21 protein-coding genes and 1 tRNA gene are annotated in these 20,523 nt (G+C 66.0%); 14 read left to right on the top strand and 8 right to left on the bottom strand.

Features of this window, described 5'->3' with window-relative positions; translation table 11 throughout:
* The first annotated feature begins 265 nt into the window (after positions 1–265).
* Positions 266–1,231, top strand: a complete 966-nt coding sequence (locus IB257_RS18960; RefSeq protein WP_054457570.1) for a LysR substrate-binding domain-containing protein — start codon at positions 266–268, stop codon at positions 1,229–1,231.
* 25 nt (positions 1,232–1,256) lie between these two features.
* Here the strand turns inward: IB257_RS18960 and IB257_RS18955 are convergent, their stop codons facing one another.
* Positions 1,257–1,997, bottom strand: coding sequence for a helix-turn-helix transcriptional regulator (locus IB257_RS18955; protein ID WP_225589009.1), 741 nt, complete (start codon positions 1,995–1,997; stop codon positions 1,257–1,259).
* 172 nt (positions 1,998–2,169) lie between these two features.
* Between IB257_RS18955 and IB257_RS18950 the strand changes: the two genes are divergently transcribed.
* From IB257_RS18950 to IB257_RS18930, 5 genes are read left to right on the top strand one after another with little or no spacing between them, the layout of a single operon-like run.
* Positions 2,170–3,813 carry an FAD-dependent monooxygenase gene (locus IB257_RS18950; RefSeq protein ID WP_192492676.1) on the top strand — a complete coding sequence of 548 codons (1,644 nt, stop codon included), beginning with the start codon at positions 2,170–2,172 and terminating at the stop codon, positions 3,811–3,813.
* Entirely contained in the window at positions 3,810–4,013 is a 204-nt protein-coding gene (locus IB257_RS18945) for a hypothetical protein (protein ID WP_054457567.1), read from the top strand. The genes IB257_RS18950 and IB257_RS18945 overlap by 4 nt, the downstream gene beginning before the upstream one ends.
* A 30-nt stretch (positions 4,014–4,043) precedes the next feature.
* Positions 4,044–5,021, top strand: coding sequence for a tripartite tricarboxylate transporter substrate binding protein (locus tag IB257_RS18940; protein WP_054457566.1), 978 nt, complete (start codon positions 4,044–4,046; stop codon positions 5,019–5,021).
* Between the two features lie 8 nt (positions 5,022–5,029).
* Entirely contained in the window at positions 5,030–5,572 is a 543-nt protein-coding gene (locus tag IB257_RS18935; RefSeq protein ID WP_054457565.1) for a VOC family protein, read from the top strand.
* Positions 5,569–6,588: a fumarylacetoacetate hydrolase family protein gene (locus IB257_RS18930; protein ID WP_054457564.1), complete on the top strand. Its 1,020-nt coding sequence runs from the start codon at positions 5,569–5,571 to the stop codon at positions 6,586–6,588. The genes IB257_RS18935 and IB257_RS18930 overlap by 4 nt, the downstream gene beginning before the upstream one ends.
* 11 nt (positions 6,589–6,599) lie before the next feature.
* Here the strand turns inward: IB257_RS18930 and IB257_RS18925 are convergent, their stop codons facing one another.
* From IB257_RS18925 to IB257_RS18915, 3 genes are all read right to left on the bottom strand, one after another.
* Positions 6,600–6,887: a hypothetical protein gene (locus IB257_RS18925; protein ID WP_054457563.1), complete on the bottom strand. Its 288-nt coding sequence runs from the start codon at positions 6,885–6,887 to the stop codon at positions 6,600–6,602.
* Positions 6,888–6,997: 110 nt separating this feature from the next.
* Complete coding sequence (locus IB257_RS18920) at positions 6,998–7,417, bottom strand: hypothetical protein (RefSeq protein WP_192492675.1); 420 nt, start codon at positions 7,415–7,417, stop codon at positions 6,998–7,000.
* Positions 7,414–7,854 (bottom strand): Fur family transcriptional regulator, encoded by a 441-nt coding sequence (locus IB257_RS18915; protein WP_054457561.1) that lies wholly within the window; start codon positions 7,852–7,854, stop codon positions 7,414–7,416. The genes IB257_RS18920 and IB257_RS18915 overlap by 4 nt, the downstream gene beginning before the upstream one ends.
* A gap of 104 nt (positions 7,855–7,958) precedes the next feature.
* Between IB257_RS18915 and IB257_RS18910 the strand changes: the two genes are divergently transcribed.
* Positions 7,959–8,741: an AraC family transcriptional regulator gene (locus tag IB257_RS18910; RefSeq protein ID WP_119451421.1), complete on the top strand. Its 783-nt coding sequence runs from the start codon at positions 7,959–7,961 to the stop codon at positions 8,739–8,741.
* Positions 8,742–8,929: 188 nt separating this feature from the next.
* Positions 8,930–9,793 carry a carboxylesterase gene (locus IB257_RS18905; protein ID WP_119451422.1) on the top strand — a complete coding sequence of 288 codons (864 nt, stop codon included), beginning with the start codon at positions 8,930–8,932 and terminating at the stop codon, positions 9,791–9,793.
* Between the two features lie 8 nt (positions 9,794–9,801).
* Here the strand turns inward: IB257_RS18905 and IB257_RS18900 are convergent, their stop codons facing one another.
* Complete coding sequence (locus IB257_RS18900) at positions 9,802–10,263, bottom strand: YkgJ family cysteine cluster protein (RefSeq protein WP_059373686.1); 462 nt, start codon at positions 10,261–10,263, stop codon at positions 9,802–9,804.
* Positions 10,264–10,502: 239 nt separating this feature from the next.
* On the opposite strand from IB257_RS18900, the gene IB257_RS18895 reads away from it, so the two are divergent.
* Positions 10,503–11,108, top strand: coding sequence for a DNA-3-methyladenine glycosylase I (locus IB257_RS18895; protein WP_119451423.1), 606 nt, complete (start codon positions 10,503–10,505; stop codon positions 11,106–11,108).
* Between the two features lie 19 nt (positions 11,109–11,127).
* On the opposite strand, the gene IB257_RS18890 is transcribed toward IB257_RS18895, so the two are convergent.
* Positions 11,128–13,050, bottom strand: coding sequence for an LTA synthase family protein (locus IB257_RS18890; RefSeq protein ID WP_192492674.1), 1,923 nt, complete (start codon positions 13,048–13,050; stop codon positions 11,128–11,130).
* A gap of 346 nt (positions 13,051–13,396) precedes the next feature.
* Between IB257_RS18890 and IB257_RS18885 the strand changes: the two genes are divergently transcribed.
* The gene (locus IB257_RS18885; RefSeq protein WP_192492673.1) at positions 13,397–15,484 is read left to right on the top strand and encodes an AsmA family protein; all 2,088 of its coding nucleotides are present in this window, start codon (positions 13,397–13,399) and stop codon (positions 15,482–15,484) included.
* A gap of 3 nt (positions 15,485–15,487) precedes the next feature.
* Here IB257_RS18885 and IB257_RS18880 read toward each other — a convergent pair whose 3' ends face one another.
* A complete protein-coding gene (locus IB257_RS18880; protein WP_175213798.1) occupies positions 15,488–17,077 on the bottom strand; it encodes a sensor domain-containing diguanylate cyclase in 1,590 nt (529 codons plus the stop codon).
* Positions 17,078–17,081: 4 nt separating this feature from the next.
* Positions 17,082–17,699, bottom strand: coding sequence for a TetR/AcrR family transcriptional regulator (locus tag IB257_RS18875; protein ID WP_054457553.1), 618 nt, complete (start codon positions 17,697–17,699; stop codon positions 17,082–17,084).
* Between the two features lie 115 nt (positions 17,700–17,814).
* On the opposite strand from IB257_RS18875, the gene IB257_RS18870 reads away from it, so the two are divergent.
* The 4 genes from IB257_RS18870 to IB257_RS18855 all read left to right on the top strand — a co-directional run bounded on the left by IB257_RS18870 (position 17,815) and on the right by IB257_RS18855 (position 20,465).
* Entirely contained in the window at positions 17,815–18,561 is a 747-nt protein-coding gene (locus IB257_RS18870) for an SDR family oxidoreductase (protein ID WP_192492672.1), read from the top strand.
* 151 nt (positions 18,562–18,712) lie between these two features.
* Positions 18,713–18,788 (top strand) — tRNA-Lys (locus tag IB257_RS18865).
* Positions 18,789–18,984: 196 nt separating this feature from the next.
* Positions 18,985–19,500 (top strand): sigma-70 family RNA polymerase sigma factor, encoded by a 516-nt coding sequence (locus IB257_RS18860; RefSeq protein ID WP_054457552.1) that lies wholly within the window; start codon positions 18,985–18,987, stop codon positions 19,498–19,500.
* Positions 19,497–20,465 carry a FecR family protein gene (locus IB257_RS18855; protein ID WP_192492671.1) on the top strand — a complete coding sequence of 323 codons (969 nt, stop codon included), beginning with the start codon at positions 19,497–19,499 and terminating at the stop codon, positions 20,463–20,465. The genes IB257_RS18860 and IB257_RS18855 overlap by 4 nt, the downstream gene beginning before the upstream one ends.
* The last annotated feature ends 58 nt before the right edge of the window (positions 20,466–20,523 follow it).

Genomic DNA, 20,523 nt, shown 5'->3' with positions numbered 1-20,523 from the left:
AAAGACAGGATTTGCGTTCTAATGAATACTTTTCCTTATAGGGCGGGTGACCTGGAAAGTCCTGCGCATATACCCCGGGGGCGAATCGTGGCTTGCATGAATGGTGGCCGCGCCGGTCGCGGCGTTCCTGCCGCAGGCTGCCGGTGAATTCCGCGCGAGCACATCGGTGCGCCGCTGCTATATGGTTGCCATAGAATGAAAAACCGAAGTTGCGCGCAGTGATCTGTCCTTTTGTATTCCGCAAAAGTCCGCCGGAGCCGAACGCATGAACCTACGCCAATTGCGCGCCTTCGCGTTGATCGCCGAGCACGGCAGCATCCGCGCCGCGGCGCGAGCGCTCTCCGTGACGCAGCCCGCCGCGACCCGCAGCTTGCGCGAACTCGAACAGACCGTGGGGGTCGATCTCGTGCGCCGCAGCGTCAAGGGTGTGGAGCTGACTACCTACGGCGAGGCGCTGTACAAGCGGGCCATCGTCATCCTGCAGGAGACCCGCCGCGCGCGTGAGGAAATCGGTCAGATGCGCGATGGTGAAGGCGGTACGTTGAACCTGGCCGTGAGTTCGGCGGCGCTGGTCGTCGTGCCGGACGCGCTGGTTGCATTCCGCGCGCGCATGCCGCGCGTGGCGGTTTCGTTCAATGAAGTGGCGCCGCCTTACAGCCATGAGCAGCTGGAGTCCGGACGCTACGATTTTCTGGTGCAAACCGAGTACGACGGCGAGATCATCGACGGTTTCGCGCATCGTCCGCTGTTCACGCTGCCGCTCGCGGTCGGCGCGCGTCTGGGGCATCCGCTGCGCAAGGCGCGCAGCCTGGCTGAGTTGCATGACGCGCCCTGGCTCGTGCCGGGCAACCCGGAAGCCCCCACAAACCTGCTGAGGCTGGCTTTCGCCGCGCACGGCCTGTCTTTGCCGCGCGACACCATTTCCTGCCATTCGGTGGCAGTGGCGTTGGCCATCATGGCAAAAAGCGATGCGCTGGGCATTTTCGTACGCCCTTTGTTCGAGCATGACCTCCTGCCGGCGAACATGCGCATGATGCCGTTGGCGCATGAGTTGCCTTCTGCCCGCATTTCGATCCTGGCAAAAAAGGAGTCGCCGCCCACGCCGGCCGCCGAGTGCTTCATCGATTGCCTGATCGCCACACGGGACTCCATGTTCGCTGCCTCCAAGGAAGGGCGGTCCAGCGCGCAAAAATCCGGTCTCATGGACTCCGCGGGACTGGCCCTGCCGTGATGCCGGCTGTCGCCCGGAATTTGGGTCAGCGCGCCGGCCTGCCGCGCTTGGGAAGGCTCGCGCCCAGCAGCGCCATGAGCTCCCGATGGTTGCGCACGCCCAGATGCTGGAAGGCCCGGTAGCGATAGGTCAGGGCAGTGGTCTCGGACACGCCCATTTCCAGGGCTGCTTCCTTGGTGGTCAGTCCGTCGAGCACATGCGTGATCAGTTGCCGTTCGCGGCCCGATAGCTTGGTCAAGAGTTGTACCTGCAGCGGCTGGTCCGCGGGCGCGCGCCGGGTCACCTGGACATGGCGCATGACTGCCGCCGCGATCAGCGACGCGTGTTGCGACATGCGCTCGAAGTCCTTGGGACCGTAGTCCGGATACGAAAAGTTCCGGTGCAGACTGACCGCCACCCGGTAGCCGTCAGGGAACACGGCCAGCAGCGACATGCGTTCGCGTATGCCGGGCTCGTCATAGCAGACGCGGCGGTAGTGGGCATCGGCGACCTCTTCGGCGAATTGATGCCCGATCCAGAGTTGGCGCGCTTTGGCGGGTTTGCGCCGGGACAGCCAGATCATGTTGGAGTCCTGCTTGTCGAAGCCCAGGCGCATGTATTCGATGGCGGTCAGCGTTGCGACTTCACCGATGGCGCTGGCGCTCGAAACGGCTTCCACACGCCCGCTGCTGCGCAGCGCAAACACCGTGCAATGACTGGCGGGCAAGGTGGTGCCCAGCGCGTCCAGCACCCCGGCGGCGAAGTTTTCGGCGCCGATTGCATTCATCAGTGCAATGCTCAGCGCCTGGCCGGGAGGAAGGGGCCGCGGCGGCAGCGGCAGCAATTTCATAGCGGGTTAGTCTGTCCTGATTAATTAGGACATATTAACCAGTCCGGCCCCGCAGAATATGACGCAAGCCAATACGGCCTTTTTTTGATGACACGTTCAGGACTTGCGCATGCCCTTGGAAAGAATCGGACCCTTCGAGTACCGGCGCTACCCGCCGTCGCTGCCCCGGCTCAACGCGGAAGGCGGTGAGGCCCGGCATCATCGCGTGCTGATTGCGGGCGGCGGTCCGGTGGGGCTGGCGGCCGCGCTGGGTCTGGCCCGACTGGGCCTGGACAGCGTGGTGATCGAGGCCGACGACTCGGTCTGCGAGGGCAGCCGCGCGGCCTGTATTTCGCGCCGCAGCCTGGAAATCCTGGACCGCCTGGGCGTGGCGCCGGCCTTCATGGAAAAAGGCCTGGCCTGGACCCGGGGCCGCAGCTTTTACGGCACCGAGGAGGTGCTGGTGTTCGACATGCCGTCGACGCCGGGCGACAAGTACCCGCCGATGATCAATCTGCAGCAGTACTACATCGAGCAGTTCCTGCTGGACGCCATCGACGACATCAATGGCCGCTTCCCGGGGCGGGTGGATATTCGCTGGGCCAGCAAGGTGGCCGAATGCCGTCCCGACGCCGGGGGCGTGAGCGTGCGGGTCGAAAATCCGCTGGGCAGCTACGAGACGCGCGCCGACTGGCTGCTGGCCTGCGATGGTGGCCAGAGCTTCATACGCTCCAGCCTGGGTCTGGAGCTGAAGGGTACGGGCTATCAAGGCCGCTACGCGATCGTCGATATCGAGCTCGCCAGCGACCATCCTGCGGAGCGCCGCGCCTGGTTCGACCCGCCCTGGGCGCGCGGGACCACCATCCTGATGCATCGCCAGCCGGACAACATCTGGCGGGTGGACTATCAACTGGCGGCCGGCGCGGATGCCGCACAAGCCTTGCAGCCGGATCAGGTGCAGGCATTCGTGCAGACGCATCTGGACGCCATCGGCGAAGGACATCTGCCCTGGACGCCGGTGTGGACTTCGGTGTACCGCGCCGGCGCGATGACGCTGGATGCCTATCGGCATGGCCGCATCCTGTTCGCTGGCAACGCCGCGCATGCCATGCCGATTTTCGGCGTGCGCGGCTTGAATTCAGGTTTTGACGATGCCGACAACCTGGTCTGGAAGCTGGCGGCCGTGCTGCAAGGCAAGGGCGCGGATGCTCTGCTGGACAGCTATTGCAGCGAACGGCGGCAGGCGTTCCACGTCAATGCCGAGAACGCCATGCGCAGTACCGAGTTCATGTCGCCGCCGCATCGCGGCTTCGATCTGATGCGCGAGGCCTGCCTGTCGCTGGCGGGCCGGCATCCGGGCATCGCGCGCCTGGTCAATCCGCGGCAGACGCGAGCCATCGCCTATGCGGGATCGCCCTTGTCGACGGATGACGAGGGCGGGGGCGATTGGGCGCCAGGCGCGCCGCTGGCGGATGGCGGGACGGCGGGCGGCGGGCACCTGACCGATCTGCTGACGCCTGGCCGTTTCACTTTGTTGGCGTTCGGCGGCTGGCCGGAACAGGAGGCGCTGGAAGCGCTGACGGCTTCGCCTGCGTGGCGGTTTCTGCCTTGCCGTTGTGCCGCGCCTGCGGCGCACGCGGAGTCGCCGCAGGCCGGCATGGCCTATCTGTTGCGGCCCGACGGCCATGTCTGCGGCCGGTGGCGTTCGCCATCGCTGGATACCGTGCTGTCCGCCATCGAACGCGCCTGCGGGGCGCAAGGAGCCATTCAATGATTGTCGACGCCGCGGTCCAGGACCGTATCTATGCCCGCTGCAGCAACGCCATCGCGACCGCCGGGCGCGGGCGTGAGTCCTTGTTTCTGGCGCGCCTGGCCCTGCTGTTGTTCGAGCAGGTCCAGGACGAGCAGCGTTGCCTGGACGCCATTGAGCACGCCTTGCTTGACCTGCCCAATCCCTCGCTTTCAGCCGACTGACCGGCGACGACCATTCCAAAGGAGACAGACTTGAACCGACGCCATTTCCTCGCGGCGCTGGGGGCCTCGGCCCTGGCCGCAGCCACGCCGCTGGCCCGCGCCCAGGGCAAATACCCCGACCAGCTGATCAAGTGGGTGGTGCCGTATCCCGCGGGCGGAGGCACCGACAACCTCGCGCGCACGCTGGCCGAGTCCATGCGCGCCGCGCTGGGCCAGCAGATCATCATCGACAACCGGCCGGGGGCCGCGACCAATATCGGCGCGGAGCAGGTCGCCAACGCCAAGCCCGACGGCTACACCGTCATGTCGGCGGACAACGGCGTGCTGGCCTTTAACGAGCACCTCTTCCGCAAGCTGGCCTTCAGTCCGGAAAAGGACTTCACCTATATCGGGGCCATCGGCAAGTTTCCGCTGGTGCTGGTGGTGAATCCGGCGTTTCCGGCTGCGGACTTCAAGACGTTCATGGCGCGCGTGCAGGCCGAGCCGGGCAAGGTGGACTACGCTTCGGTCGGCAACGGCTCGCCGCATCATCTGGCCATGGAGCTGTTCCAGAGCCGGACCGGCGCCCGTCTGACCCACGTGCCTTACCGCGGCGCTGCGCCCGCCATGCAGGACGTGATGGGCGGGCAGGTGCCGGTAATGTTCCTGGACCTGGCTTCGGGCGCGTCCATCATCAAGGCCGGCAAGGTGCGGCCGCTGGCCATCGGCTCGCAGGCCCGTTCTCCGCTGCTGCCGGATGTGCCGACGCTGGCCGAACTGGGCGTGCCGGACGCCGAGGTGTTCGCGTTCCAGGGCATGCTCGGCCCCAAGGGCATGCCGGCGCCAGCGGTCGCGCGCCTGAACCAGGAGCTGAATGCGGCGCTGGCCAATCCCGCCGTGGTGAAACGCTTTGCCGAGTTCGGCTTCGAGCCGCTGCCCGGAACGCCTGATGAATTCAGGACTCTGGCGCGCGCCGAATCGGCGCGCTGGGGCGAAGTCATCCGCGCCAACAAGATCTCGCTCGATTGAGGAATCGCATGGACCATACCGCCGCTCGTCCCGTGCAGGGACTGCATCACTTCGCCTGGCGCTGCCGGGATGCCGAGGAGACCCGACGCTTCTACGAAGACCTGTTGGGCTTGCCGCTGGTGCATGTCATCAAGAAGGACTCCGTGCCCAGCACCGGTGAATTCTGCCCCTATGTGCATATTTTTTTCCGCATGCGGGACGGCTCCTGCATCGCGTTTTTCGACCTGGGTGACCAGACCGCGGCGCTGCCATCGCCGAACACGCCCGGGTGGGTCAATCACATAGCCCTGCGGGTGCCGCAGCGCGACGATCTGCTTGCCATGAAGGCGCGGCTGGAGGCCCATGGCGTGGAAGTGGTCGGCGTTACGGACCACGACAGCTACATCGAATCGATCTATTTCTTCGATCCCAACGGTCTGCGGCTGGAGCTGACGGTCGAAGTGGCCGCGCCCGAAGTCGTCGAGGGCTATGTGCGGGAGGCCCGCGCGGCGCTGGACCGCTGGACCGAGGACAAGCGAGGCGCCGCGGCGGCGCCGGGGAGACTGGCATGACCAAGCCTGCCTTGCCATTGCGCGTGGCGACGCGCAGGAACGGCGCGCGTGACGGCGAGCTGATGCTGGTGAGCCCGTCGGGCCTGCGATGGATATCCGCGGGGAGCTGCGCCGCTACGCTGCAAACCCTGCTGGATGATTGGGATGCGCTGGCGCCGCAGCTCGCCCGCCGCGCGCAGGAGCTCGACGCCGCCGAGTGGGCGGGAGCGGGCGCGTTCGACGCCAGCCAGTGCATGGCCCCGTTGCCACGGGCCTATCAGTGGGCGGATGCTTCCGTCTACCGCAATCATGCGCGCTTGATCTACCAGTGGCGCCGGGAGCCTATCCCGCCGCGCTACGAAGAGGAGCCGCTGGTGTACCAGGGCGGGTCGGACGTGATGATCGGGCCGCAGGACGCCATCGTGGCGATCGACGAGGCCCATCAGGTCGACCTGGAAGCCGAGGTCGCCGTGATCACCAAGGATGTGCCCATGGGCACCGATGCCGCCCGGGCCGCCGATTTGATCGCGCTGGTGGTCCTGCTCAACGACGTGTCACTGCGCGGGCTGATTCCGGGTGAGCTCTCCAAGGGCTTTGGGTTCTACCAGAGCAAGCCGGCGACCAGCTTTGCGCCCATCGCGGTGACGCCGGACGCGCTGGGCGCCGCCTGGAAGGATTGCATGCTGGACCTGCCCGTGCGCATCGAGATCAACGGCGAACGCTTTGGCGAGCCTCACGCCAATAGCGAGATCGTCTTCAACTTCGCACAGATCATCGCGCACCTTGCCAGGACGCGCAGCCTGGCGGCAGGCAGCATCATCGGCGCGGGGACCATCAGCAATGCGGATCCGGGCGCGGGCAGCGCCTGCATTACCGAAGCGCGGGTTCGCGCGCAGCTCGACGGAGTGCCGGAAGCGCGGCTGCCGCCCTACCTGCGGCATGGCGATCGCGTGCGCATCCTGGCGCGCGGACCGGATGGCGATGCGCCGTTCGGCGCCATCGACCAACGTGTGCAAATCGCAGGAGGAGGGCGCTGACCGCGGGGATTTCAGGACAGGGTGCGCGCCGGCATGGCCGACAGATCGTGCAGGTTCAGGCCGCAGCTGCGGGCGCGCTCCGCCATCAATTCGCTATGGGCCAGGGCGCGCCGGCTTTCGTCCAGCAGCACGTCGAGCTGTTCCTGCAGGCTGGCCGCCATGGTCCAGGCGCGTTCGGAGAACCGGGCCGAGAAGCTGTCGGCACAGGCCTTGCAGATGGCTGCACCGTTCTGTTCGAGCAGCGGGGCGCCTTGCGCAAGCGTCGATTGGCAAAAAATGCAGGCGAGTGCGCGATTCATGCTGGGCGGCCGGTCCTGGGGTTGAAGGGGCGCGCAACCCGGCGGGTACCAGCGCCCTGACATCAATGGACAACGGCGCTGGCGGCCAACTCTTAAATCGACGGGCCCTTCTAGTCGACGATAAAGCCCCCCGGGCCCGACTGGCCCAGCAGTTCGCGGGCGCATTGCGCCGCCTGGCCGACGGTGGCCACGGCCAGGAATGGCACGCCGAAGGCGCGGGTCATCTTTTCGCCGCGCTTGCGGATCTTGTCCAACGCTTCGGCATCGCCCTCCACGGCGATGAATGCCCGGCAGCGGGCCTTCAGGCGCGGCATGTTGGCGGTCTGCCATTCGATCATGGCCTTGCGGTCGGCCTGGCCGGCTTCCTGCCGCATGTCGGGCACGACCATGACGAAGCTCTGGGGGTTGTTTACCAGCATTTCCATTTCGCGTATCCAGCTGGCGGAATAGCCGTCGGGCGCGCCGCCATGCCTGGACGTGACGATGGGAAACTGGGACAGATCGTGGAAGAAAAACTGTTCGTGGTTCATTCGAATTCTCCGTGAGGAAGGGCGGCGGCGTTCTTGCCGCAGCCGCAGTGGCCGTAAAGCACCAGGCTGTAGGAGTCCAGCAGGAAGCCGCTGCGCTTGGCGATCTTCCTGACCAGCTGGCCCATGGCCGGGTCGCTGGACTCAAGGATCCGTCCGCAATCGGTGCAGACCAGATGGTCGTGGTGTCCTTTGTCGTTGAGCTCGTACACGGTGGTGTGGGCGTCGAGCTGAGTTCGTTTGAGCAGGCCGGCGCCTTCAAGTTGCGTGATGACGCGATAAACGGTGGCCAGTCCGATGTTGCTGCTGTCCGAGAGCAGGTTGCGGTAGATGTCGGCCGGGCTCATGTGCAGGCCGGCGTGCTGATAGAAGAGATCCAGGATCTTCATGCGCGGGAAGGTGGCCTTGATGCCGGCATGGCGCAGTCTTGAGTGGTCCATGGGAGGTTTTCCTTGCGTGGCTGATATCCAGGTGAGAATGATGTACATTTCCAACTGGATCCGCTCACCGGAAACCGTCAACCTGTAGCTCAAACCTGCCAACCATGCTTCACGTGGCCGTTGCGCCTCCCCTGCCGGACGTATTGCTGACGCCGTTCAGCGTCCAGGGACGGCGTGAATCCAAAGGCATTGCCGTACCCTCTCATGTCCATGACGAGGGCATGCTGGTGCTCGTGCACGAGGGGCTGGTGCTGGTGCAGGCGGGCGCCCAGGTTTGGACGGTGATGCCGGGCAGTTTGGGCTGGATTCCGCCCGGCGTGCAGCACGGCGCGCGCTGGTTCGGCGAGGCACGCGGGTCCTTCCTGTACGTGCGCCGCGACGCCTGCGGGCGCCTGCCGGACCGCTGCCGCTCCTGGCCCGCGTCCAGGCTGATCGAAGCCCTGATGGACCGCTTCACGTCGGTCCAGCCGAACACGACCTTGTCTCCCGCCTACCAGGAACAGTTGTTCGACGTGCTGCTGGAAGAGCTCAAGCAGCGCGAGCATGAACCCGTGCTGTTGCCCATGCCTGTCGATCCGCGTTTGCAGGATCTGGCCAATACGCTGCTGGACCGGCCAGACGACACCGCCGGCATCGATGAGTGGGCGCAGCGCCTGAGCATGTCCTCGCGCACGCTGATGCGCCGCTTCCGCCAGGAAACGGGCGTCACGCTGGGGCAATGGCGCCAGCAGGCGCGCCTGTTGCGCGCCCTGGAGCTGCTTTGCCGCGGCGGCTCGGTCACCGAGGCCGGCCTCTCGGTGGGTTACGAGAGCACCAGCGCCTTCATCGGCAGCTTCCGCGCCGCTTTCGGCGTGACGCCTACGCGCTACCTGGCCGAACGCGAGTAGTTCAGCCCCCCGGCCGTGGGCTTTACGGATTTTCACGGTTCTCCGACAGTTTTGCCGATCTTCCCGGACACCCCCTGCCTAGTATGACGCCAGGGTCGGACAGGCCTTTTCGTCCTGCCCGCCATGCTTCAGGGGTGTTTCATGAATGACTTGTTTTTATTGGCGTTGCCGCCGGCCGGGAGTGCGCCGTGAGCCAGCAACGCGTCGGCGCGCTGCTTATCCACGGCTTGGGCGGCACCGAATTCGACATGGGCGCCATGCACAAGGTGCTGGCGCGCGCCGGGGTCGAACCCCACGGCGTGACCTTGCCCGGCCATGCCGGTTGTCCGGAAGACCTGCTTGATGTGACGGTCGAGGACTGGATGGCGGTGGTCACGCAGCGCTATCGCGAACTTTGTGCGCAATACGAGGTACTGCATGTCATCGGCATGTGCCTGGGGGCGCTGCTGGCGGTGGAGCTATGCAAGCGCGAATCGCACACGCGCGGCGCGTTGGTGTCGCTGTCCGCGCCGGTGTTCCTGGATGGATGGAGCACGCCCTGGTACCGGGCCGTGCGCTACCTGGTGTATCGCCTGCCGGGCCTGCGGCGGCGGATTCGCGTGCGCGAGGAAGATCCATATGGAGTCAAGAGCGAACTGGTGCGCGCCTTCATCAAGGCGGGGTTCGCGCGCGGCGACGGTTTCCATTACCAGTGGGTGCCGCTGGCTTGCGTGCGCCAGGTGGACCGGTTGCGCGGCATGGTGCGGCGCGGGCTGGAGCGCATGCGCTGCCCGACTTTGATCATGCATGCGGAAGAGGACGAGCTGACCAGTCCGCGCTCAGCCCGCTTCCTGGAGCGGCGCATATCCCAGTCGACGGTGGTGATGCTGGAGGACAGCTATCACATGATCTGCGTGGACCAGGAGCGCGAACGCGTGATGCGCAATGTGCTGGGCTTCCTGGGCAAGGACCCCGACATCGTCCGAATGCGCAAGCGGGTTCGGGCCCCCGCGGCCGATGTCTGCTCCAGGCAGGCGATGCTGGCGCAGGCCGGCCATTCCTGCGCCGGCTGAAACCCGACTCAGGCCGCGGCGGGCTGGTTGGGGTGCAGCGGGCCTTGCGGGTCGTTCTCGGCGTCCGGCCGGGGCGGCACCGGGGCCAATCCCAGCGCCAGGCGCAGGCGCTGGCAATCCGGATTGGGCGAGCCGTCCGGCATCCAGATGTCGAATTCCCGGCACGGCGTGGGGCGGTTTTCGTAGATGGCGCAATGGATGCCGGGCTGGCCGAGTTCGCCGCGCAGCGAGATGCAGCGGCCGCCGCCGGTTTCCGTGCCCTTCATGCACGCGCGCAGCGGGCTCATCTGGGTGACCAGTTCCACCGGCACATGGCCGCCGTTCTCGCCTGCCAGTTCGCCGCAATAGAACGACACCCTGAAATGCGCACAGCACGCCCCGCAGTCCAGACAGGGGTTGGCGGCCGGGTCGTCGCCTGCCAGGACGGCGGGAGAGACGAAGGAAATAAGAGAGGACTCTAGCAGGGACATGGCGCGCGGAAGGCTGAAAACCTGTCCGGGCCCCGGCTGGCTCGCAAAACGGGCTGCATGATGCAGACCCCCCGTGCAGCGCCGGGATGCGCGCGGACAGGGCCGGCGCGGGATCAGGGCTGCAAATAGTAGCGGGATATGATCGGCGGCCGCCATGCTTTTTTTGCGCATGGGCGGACTTTTATCGGGGACGTTGCTGCGGTAGCATCGGTAGCCCCGATAGCGCCCAGGAGCCTGCCTTGAACGCCAACATCGAATCCCCCGACGGTCTGATCCGTTGCGGCTGGGTGGACACGTCCGCCGAGTACATGGCCTACCACGACACTGAATGGGGCTACCCCGAGGGCGACGACCGGGCGCTGTTCGAGCAGCTTTGCCTGGAAGGATTCCAGTCGGGGTTGAGCTGGCGCACCATCCTGTCCAAGCGCGACGCCTTCCGCCGCGGCTTCGCCAACTTCGAGCCCGCCAAGGTGGCGCGCTTCGGCGAAAAAGAGGTGTTGAGGCTGCTGGACGACGCCGGCATCGTGCGTCATCGCGGCAAGATCGAAGCCGTGATCAACAATGCCGCCCGCGCGTTGGAAATGATCGAGCGCGAAGGCTCGCTGGGCGCCTACCTGTGGCGTTTCGAAGCCCCGAAGGGGGCGCCGTCGACCCGCGGCGCTTCGACCTCGGCGCAATCCGAGGCCTTGTCCAAGGCGCTGAAGAAACTGGGCTGGAAGTTTGTCGGGCCCACCACCGTCTACGCCTTCATGCAGTCGGTGGGCATGGTGAATGACCACAGCCCCGATTGCCATTGCCACGCCGCCAGCGAGAAAGCCCGCAAAGCGTTCAAGCGGCCGGCGTAGCGGCCGCGGGGCAGGGAACTCACAGGGCCGGCTTGTCGCCGGAGGCGGAGGCTGCGCCAGCCTGTTCCGGCAGGCTGTAGCGGCCTTCGCGATAGGCCCAGCTGGGCCACAGCGCATGCGCCAGCGCCTCGGCCGCCAACTCGGGATCCAGCGGCACGGGTGCGTATTCCTCGGGCGCCGTGTAGCGATATTGCAGCGGCGTCTTGTTGGGCGCCATCACCAGCAGATCGTCTTCCTTCAGATAGCCGTAGGTGTTGTCGTACTGCATGATCGCCCGGCCTGGCGTGCTGCGGGTAAGGTCGTGGCCGATCATCGGGTGCTCGGTGTCCACGCCTATCAGCGACAGCAGGGTCGGCGCCAGGTCGATCTGGCTGATCAGGCGGTCGTCGCGGCGCGGCTCGATGCCGGCGCCCAGGATCACGGCCGGAATATGGAAGTGGCGCACGGGCACCAGGCTGGCGCCGAAGACGCGGGAATCGTGGTCCGCCGCTATCAGGAACACGGTGTTTTCCCAGTACGGCGAGGCTTTGGCGCGTTCAAAGAAGCGGCCCAGCGCCCAGTCGGCGTAGCGCACGGTGTTTTCCACGGTGGCCGGGTTGCCGTCGGTCTGGATGCGGCCTGCCGGGTACTCCCAGGGCGAATGGTTGGACACGCTGAAGGCCAGCGTGAAGGTGGGCTGGTCGCCGTCTTCGCGCAGCAGCCGGTCAAGCTGGTTGAACATGTCTTCGTCCGACGCGCCCCAGGTGCCGACGAAGGCCGGGTCCACGAAATCGGGCCGGTCCACGATCTGCTTGAAACCGTTGCCCAGGAAGAAGCCCTTCATGTTGTCGAAGTGCGATTCGCCGCCGTAGATGAAGCGCGAATGGTAGCCATGGCGTCCGAGCAGGTCGGCCAGCGAGAAGAAGCCGCGCTGCGAGCGCGGCAGCTTCAGCACCGCCTGCGCCGGAGTGGGCAGAAAGCCCGTGACCACCGCTTCCAGCCCGCGCACCGAGCGGGTGCCGGTGGCATAGGCGCGGGTGAAGGTCCAGGCTTCGCGCGCCAGGGCGTCCAGTTCCGGCGTCAGGTCGGCTCCGCCCAGGCCGGCGCAATACTGCGCGCCCAGGCTTTCTTCCAGGATGATCACCAGGTTCAGCGGCCGCGCCGTTTTGCGGGTGGCCACCTGGCGGTGCAGGCTGGGGTAGTCGGGGTTGGCGGGCGGGTTGGGCAGGCCTGCCTGGGCCAGCACCCTCGCGTGCATCTTGTCGTCGTCCATGCCGCCGTACACGGCGGAGGCGGACTTTTCGTTTTTCATGCTGTAGACGGCATAGAACACGTTATAGAGCGAGTTCAACGCCAGCGTGTTGAGCATGCCGTCCGAGCTATAGGCGACCGAGGACGGGTTGATCGGGCGGTGGCCCAGCGTGCCGCGGATGGCCAGGATGACGATGACCAGGATCGCCAGACTGGCTAGCGGCATCTGCCACCAGCTCAGTTGCGCGTCGGGCAGGGCGTGGCCGAACAGGCCGTAGGCGCCCCAACCAATGAGGGCCACGACGGCCAGACCGCCCACCAGTGCGCCCTTGTAGCCGCGCCAGAGCATGCCGGAGACTTCGCGCGGATGCTTCAGGTATTCGACGAACAGGCGGTTGGGGCGGGAGTCGTATTCCAGGATGAAGGGCGGGGTGGCCACTTCCAGGAAGGCCAGCAGGATGAAGGCGACCAAATACCAGTAGCCGGCCAGCGTGGCGGCCAGCGGGATGTGTCCGAACAAGGGCGACAGCACGGCCGGCAGCGCCGCCAGCACGGCGATCTGGTGCGCGTCGATGCGCAGCCCGCCGAGCAGCAGGGGGAGGAGCCCCCCGGCATTGCGCACGCGCTTGGACTGCCAGGCGGCCAGCGCCAGGCGGCTGAGCGTCAGCAGCGCAAATGCCGCTACCACGAAAATCAAGGTCGAATGCCGCATCGGGCCTCCAGGTTGTTCTGCTGCCCGGTCAGAGGGGCCGGGGTCTGTCGTTCAGGCATTTGAGCGTGACCGGCGTCGAAAATTCGGTAGGCGCCGACGTCTGGGTCACATTTCGCCGTAGGAAGCCATTTCGGTTTGTAACCGGCCGTCCCAGGGCTGGGCACGCGCCATGCTGCGCAAACCCCGGCTGGCACGCGCCGGGCGCCGCCGCCTGGAGAGCCGGGCGAGGAAAAATCCGCACACATTATGGGGCCGGAAAGCCTGGCTGGCCCTGCGGGCCGCGATACCCTTAAAGGTAACGAGGGCCGGTAGCGGTGCGCCGGCCGCAATGCCAAGGATAATAACCATGACGCGCTCAGGAAAAATAGCGATCGGGATTGTAGGGGGAGCGGCGCTCCTCGTGGCGATTTTGGTGGCGGTGATCGCCACCTTCGACTGGAACCGCGCCAAGCCCTTCATCAACGAACGGGCCAGCGCCGCGATCGGACGCCCCTTCGCCATCAACGGCGATCTCAGCGTCAAATGGACTCGCGAGCCCGATGAAGGCAGCTGGCGGGCCTGGGTGCCATGGCCGCATGTGATTGCCAACGATATCTCGGTGGCCAATGTGCCCTGGGCCAAGGCCCCCCAGTTCGCAACCCTCAAGCGCGGCGAGTTCAGCCTGGCGCTCCTGCCGCTGTTGCGCCAGCGCGTGGTCATCCGCCGCATCCAGCTGACCGAACCCGCCGCCGATTTGCAGCGCCTGGCCGACGGCCGCGCCAACTGGGAATTTACGTTGCCAGAAACCGGCGAGCCTTCGCCCTGGGTGCTGGACATCAACGAGATCGGCTTTGACAAGGGCCGCGCGGCGCTGGTGGACGAAGTCCTCAAGGCGGACCTGACCGTGATGGTGGATCCGCTGGGCAAGCCAGTGCCGTTCGCGGACGTAGCCGGGACGGCCTTCGCGGCACCGGAGGGTGGCGCCGCGACGTCGCCGCGCGACTACGTATTCGGCTGGAAGCTGGACGGCAAGTTCAAGGGCCTGGCCACCAAGGGCGAAGGCAAGGTTGGCGGCATGCTTGCCCTGCAGGACGCCAGCCAGCCTTTTCCTGTGCAGGCGGGCGTGACCATCGGCGGTACCCGGGCGTCAGTCGCGGGGACCTTGACCGATCCGGTCAATCTTGGCTCGCTGGATCTGCGTTTGAAGCTGTCGGGCGCGTCCATGGCGCAGCTGTATCCGCTGACGGGTGTCACCCTGCCGGACACGCCGCCGTATTCCACTGACGGCCATCTGGTGGCCAAGCTGCGCAATCCCGGCGGGGCGGTGTTCGACTACAAGGATTTCAACGGCAAGGTAGGCAACAGCGATCTGCATGGCGACATCAGCTTCGCATTGGGTATGCCCCGGCCCAAGCTGACCGGCAAGCTTTCCTCCAAACAATTGCGCATGGAGGACCTGGGGCCGCTGATCGGCGTGCCGTCGGGCAAGGTGGCGGGCGCCGCAACGGACAAGGCCAAGGACGCGCCGGCCAAGCCCAAGGGCGGCAAGGTGCTGCCCACGCAGGCATTCCGCACCGACCGCTGGCGTGACATGGATGCGGACGTTGCGCTGGACGCCGGCCGCATCGTGCACGACAGCAAGCTGCCGCTGTCGGACCTGTCCGTGCACCTGGTGCTGCAGGACGGCAAGCTGACGCTCGACCCCCTGCGCTTCGGCATGGCCGGCGGCAACATCAATTCCACCATACGGCTGGACGGCTCCGGCTCGACCCTGACCGGGCGCGTGGACATCAGCGCGCGCCGCCTGCGGCTCAAGCAGCTGTTTCCCGCCACAGCTGCCATGCAGAAAACGCTGGGCGAGCTGAATGGCGACATGGCGGTGAGCGGCGCGGGAAATTCGGTGGCCGCCTTGCTGGGCACGGCGACGGGCGATGTGAAAATGCTGGTCAACGATGGCGTCATCAGCCGCAGCCTGATGGAGATCGCGGGGCTCAACGTGGGCAACTACGTCGTCTCCAAGCTGTTCGGCGACGACGAGGTGAAGATCAATTGCGGCGCGGCCGATCTGGAAATGAAGAACGGCGTCATGACGCCGCGCGTGTTCGTGTTCGACACCGAGAACGCGCTGATCAGCATTACCGGCACGGCTGACTTCAAGAACGAGAAGATGGACCTGGACATCACCCCGGACAGCAAGGGCTTCCGCATCTTCTCGCTGCGCTCTCCCTTGTATGTGCGGGGTACGTTCGGATCGCCGGACGTGGGCGTGCATGTGTTGCCGCTGGCGGCGCGTGGCGCGGGCATGGTGGCCCTGGGCGTACTGCTGACGCCGGCCGCCGGGCTGTTGGCGCTGGTTGCGCCCAGCACCACCGACGACAATGCCTGCGGTCCCTTGCTGAAGGAGATGCGCGTGCCGCCCAAGGCCCCGCCGCCCGCTCAGCCCAAAGGCAAATAGGACTCAGGCCGGGGAGGCCCGGCGCGCTCCGGCCTGGGCATCGTCGTCCGCGACGCAGACGGCGTTGCGGCCATGGTTCTTGGCGTAGTAGAGCGCCTGGTCGGCGCGCTGTAGTACGGCGTCGAGCGTCGCGCCATGTGCGGGGTAGGCCGCCACGCCTGCCGAAATGGTGAGGGGCGTGGCGACGGCGCCCGGCTCCGTGGCAATGCGCTGGCGCAGCCGCTCGACCAGCGCGATGGCGGCTTCCAGGGGTGCGCCGGGCAGCAGCATGACGAATTCTTCGCCGCCGGCGCGCGCCACGGTGTCGCCGCTGCGCGAACCTTCGCCCATCAGCTTGGCCAGGGACTGCAGTGCGCGGTCTCCCACCGCGTGGCCGTAGCGGTCATTGATGTGCTTGAAGTGGTCAATGTCGATGACCACGGCGGCCACCGGTTGCTTCTCGGCTTGCAGCAGCGCCAGCGCCTCGTCCATTCCTCGCCGGTTCAAGAGGCCCGTCAAGGTATCCGTGGTGGTTTCACGGCGCAGGTCGCGGATCTTGTGATGGATCGAGGACAGGCCCGCCAGCAGCGCGCGCTTGAGTTGCGCGGCTTCAAAGTACCAGGAGCGCACGTCGCGGATGCGATCCGCCGAATCCGCGTTCTGCATGTGCTTGGCGATGCCGGCCAGTTCGCCTAGCGGCCGGGCGATCCAGCGCGACAGCAGCCAGATGGAAGCCACGGAAAGCAGCAGCAGGGGCAGGGTATGGAGAGCCGTGGTCAGAAGCAGATCGCCCAGGGGCTGCAACGTGGCGTCGACGTGGCGTTGCGCGATGATGCTCCAGCCCATGCCGGGCACTGGCGCATAGCCCGTCAGCAAGGCGTGGCCGTCGTCGTCGGTGAAGCGCATTTCACCGGTTTCGCCCCGCAAGGCGGGGGCGAACGCGTCGGATTTGGAGACGCTTTGTCCCAACCGGCCGCGGTCGGGGTGATAGATCAGGGTGCCGTTGCGATCGATGACGTAAAGAGAGGAGTCGCCGCGGTAGAAGTGCTGGCTCAGCAGGTGATCCAGCATGTTGTGCTCATGCAGATAGAGAGTGCCGCCGAGAAACCCCAGATAGCGGTGGTCGGCCGAGAAAATAGGGTGGGTGTACAGGATCAGCCAGCGGTTCTTGAGGTCCATGAACGGAGGGCTGACCGTGGGGAGCAAGGTTGCCTGCGCGCGCCTGACGGCCTCGCTGTTCAGCTGCTGGCCCAGCAACGCGCGGTCCGATGTCGATGCCGCCAGTACCTTGCCTTGCGGCGACACGACAAACGTGGAGTTGAATTGGCCGAGTTGCCGTTCCTGCCGCTGCGTCTCGGCCACCATGTGTTCGGGGTGCACTTCCATGTCGGCCAGCATTTCCGCGCTATACGACAGATAGTTTCTGAGGTCGGTCAGGAACACGTCGGTCACGGAAGCCAGCTTGGACGCGTAGGCCTGATTGAGTTCCAGCGCGGTGCGCAGCAGAAGGTCGCGCTGCACCAGGTAGCTGGCATGCAGGCTGCCCATCAGCGCGAGCACAACCGACAGCAAGCTGATCCACAGGATGAGATGCCGCAGATTGATCCGGAACATGACGTTATCCGTTGGGTATGCTTTCGGTCAGCGCGTCCCAGGCTCTCATTGCCTGTCTGGCCACGGCTTGCAAGGTCTTGCGGCTGGCGCCGTCGCGCGCCTGGATCGACATGCCGTGCAGCACGGTGGTGTAGAAGGCGGCCAGGCTCTTGAGGTCGGCGCCGGCCGGCAGTTCGCCATGCGAGGCGCCGGCATTGAGGCGGGCCAGGATGCGGCTTTGCATGTCGCGGCGGTTGTCGCCCAGGAAGTCGCCCACGCCGGCCGGATTTACGCAGCCTGCCGGCGCGCTCAGCACGATCATGCAGCCCGAGGGCGTGCCGGGAGCGGTGAAGCGTTCGGCGGACGCCAGCAGCATGGACTGGATGGCTTCGCGCGCCGTGGGCGCTTCTTGCAGCGCACGCCGGGCCGAGCCACCCTCGGTCTCGCGGTAGAGCTCCACCGCTTCGCGGAATAGTCCTTCCTTTGAGCCGAATGCGCCATAGAGGCTGGGCGAATTGATGCCCATCGCCGCCGTGAGGTCGGTCAGCGATGCTCCGTCATATCCCTTCGACCAGAAGACGTCCATGGCCTTGCGCAAGGCCTGGGCACGGTCGAAGTTCCTGGGGCGCCCACGTTCTGCCATAGGCGTGATTTTACCCGGCAGGGATTTTTGTGGTGATTGATAAAAAAATAGTTGACGGGCGATGGAGGGCTCGGCGAATATATTTGTACTGATCACTACAAATATGGGTATCGCAATGCCGAATCTGACTGGAAAAATTGCCTTCGTCACCGGCGGCAGCCGGGGTATCGGGGCCGCCATCGTGCGCCGCCTTGCAGCCGATGGCGCCGACGTGGCGTTCACTTACGTGAGCGCCTCCTCGGCCGCCGGTGCGCAGGCGCTGGCGCGTGAACTGTCGGTGGACGGGCGCCGCGGGCTCGCCATCCAGGCAGATGCGGCAGACGCGTCCGCAGTCCGCGGCGCGGTCGACCGGGCCATCGCCGAGCTGGGCCCTATCGACGTGCTGGTCAACAACGCCGGCATCTTCTTGACCGGCGCGATCGGCGAGACCAGCCTCGACGACTACGAGCGCACCATGGACGTCAACGTGCGCGCGCCCTTCGTCGCCATCCAGGCGGCACAGGCGTCCATGCCGGACGGCGGACGCATCATCAACATCGGCAGCTGCCTGGCAGGCCGCGCGGGCCGCGCCGGTGTCGCGCTGTATGCCGCCAGCAAGTCCGCGCTGGTCGGCCTGACCCAGGGCCTGGCGCGCGACCTGGGCGCACGTGGCATCACCGCCAACGTAGTGCACCCCGGCCCGATCGACACCGACATGAATCCCGCCGACGGCGCGCATGCGGCGGATCTGGTGGCGGTGCTGTCCTTGCCGCACTACGGCGAAGCGCGTGACATCGCCGGCATGGTGGCGTTCCTGGCCGGGCCGGAAGGGCGCTACGTCACGGGTGCGAGCCTGGCGGTGGACGGCGGATTTGCGGCTTGAGGCCGGTCTGGAAAAAGTTTTTTCCACCTGACTTGCACAAACCAAAAAAGCTGCATATAATCTTGCTTCTTCGCACTACACACATAACGAAACGCAGCGGCAGCGGACTAAACAACGCGCAGCAAAGCGGACGAGACTGAGTGAAGTTGCAGGGCTGTTAGCTCAGTTGGTAGAGCAGCGGACTCTTAATCCGTAGGTCGAGTGTTCGAGCCACTCACAGCCCACCAGAATTTCAAAGGCCGTTGACGTCATCGTCAACGGCCTTTTGTTTTTGCCGCGTCAAGCTGATGTCAGGGCAGGCTGCGTGAATCGCCGGGTGTAGGGAAAACGCATCCGCGCAGCGGTGGAAAAAGCGCGATGGCGGGGCATGGACTTTGATATGATTGCTAATCATTCTTATTCCAGTATTTCCTCGCGCGCACCATGTCCGCTCCCGATACCGCCCGCCACGCGGCCTTGTTGACCTGGTACAGCGATCATCATGGCTGGCTGGTCGGGTGGCTGCGCCGCAAGCTGGGCTCGTCCTGCGACGCGGCTGATTTCGCGCAGGACACCTTTGTGCGGTTGATCGGCCGCGACGATCTGGCGGCGATCAGGACGCCGCGCGCCTACCTCACGACGACCGCCACCCGGCTGGTGATCGACGACGCACGGCGGCGCAAGCTTGAGGCGGTTTGCCTGGAAAGTTGGGCCATCCTGCATGGCGGCGAGACATCGCCCGCTCCCGAACAGTTGTTGGAAACCGTCGAGATCCTGGCGGAACTGGCGCGCATGCTCGATGCCTTGCCCGCCAAGCCGCGTAGCGCCTTTCTGCTGCATCGGCTGGAGGGATGGAACTACGGCGAGATCGCGGTCGAACTGGGCGTCTCTTCCAGCATGGTGAAGCAGTATGTCGCGCGCGCGCTTGCCCATTGCTACTTGGTGATGGAGGCGGCGTGAAGGCAGACGCTATTCCTTGCGTCGTGACGGACGCGGCCCAATGGATGGCCACCTTGCGCGATGAGTGCGCGAGCGACGCCGACCGCGAAGCCTGTCTGCGGTGGCGGGCCGCGGATCCCGAGCACGAACGGGTCTATCGCCGGCTTGAGGATCTTTGGGGAAGTTTCGACCGGGCCGCGGCCTTCGATTCGCCTGCGGCAGCCCGCCGCATCCTGGAGCAGGCCGACCGCAAGCCGCGTACCGGCCGCCGCGCACTGGGAGCGGCCGCGCTGGCATTGCTGGTGTGTGGGGCCGGCCTGTGGCGCATGGCGCCGCCGGCCTGGCTGCTGGCCGATCACCGCAGCGGAGTCGGCGAGTGGCGCGTCATCGAACTGGACGACCACAGCCGCATTACCTTGAACAGCGATTCGGCGATCGACGTGCGCTTCGATGCCCGGCAACGGCTGATCACCTTGCGGCAAGGAGAGATCCTCGTCGACGTGGCGCACGAGGACGCGGGACGGCCCTTCGTGGTGCAGACGCCGGACGGCACGGCGCAGGCGCTGGGCACGCGTTATGCGGTGCGGCGCGGCGACGGCCATACGGATGTGGTCGTGCAGGAATCCCGCGTGCGGGCCTGCGCTCAGGCTCCCGCGCCGGTGTGCGCCGATCTGGCGGCGGGGCAGCGCGTGCGCATGGGCGCGGGCCAAGTCGGCGAGGTTGAACCAGTAGACGCAGAACAGGCGCTAGCCTGGACACGGCACAGCCTGGTGGTGGATAACCAGCCACTGGCCGATGTGCTGGCGGAGCTGAGCCGCTACCGCAAGGGGCGCCTGCAGTACGACGCGGGTTCACTGGATGGCCTGCGCGTGTCGGGCGTATTCCCGCTGGAAGCGCCCGATCAGGCCCTGGCATCGCTGGCGGCTAGCCTCCCCATCACGGTCAGCCGATACACGCCCTGGCTGGTGCTGGTGCAGCGTCGTTGAAAAAAATCTGCATTCCGCTGTCCCTGTCGCGGTTTGCTTCGTCATGACTCATGAGTAG

This window comes from Achromobacter sp. ACM03, assembly GCF_014851665.1.
GTDB classification, from domain to species: Bacteria; Pseudomonadota; Gammaproteobacteria; order Burkholderiales; family Burkholderiaceae_B; genus Achromobacter; species Achromobacter aegrifaciens.
This window is presented reverse-complemented; position numbering and strand designations above follow the sequence as displayed.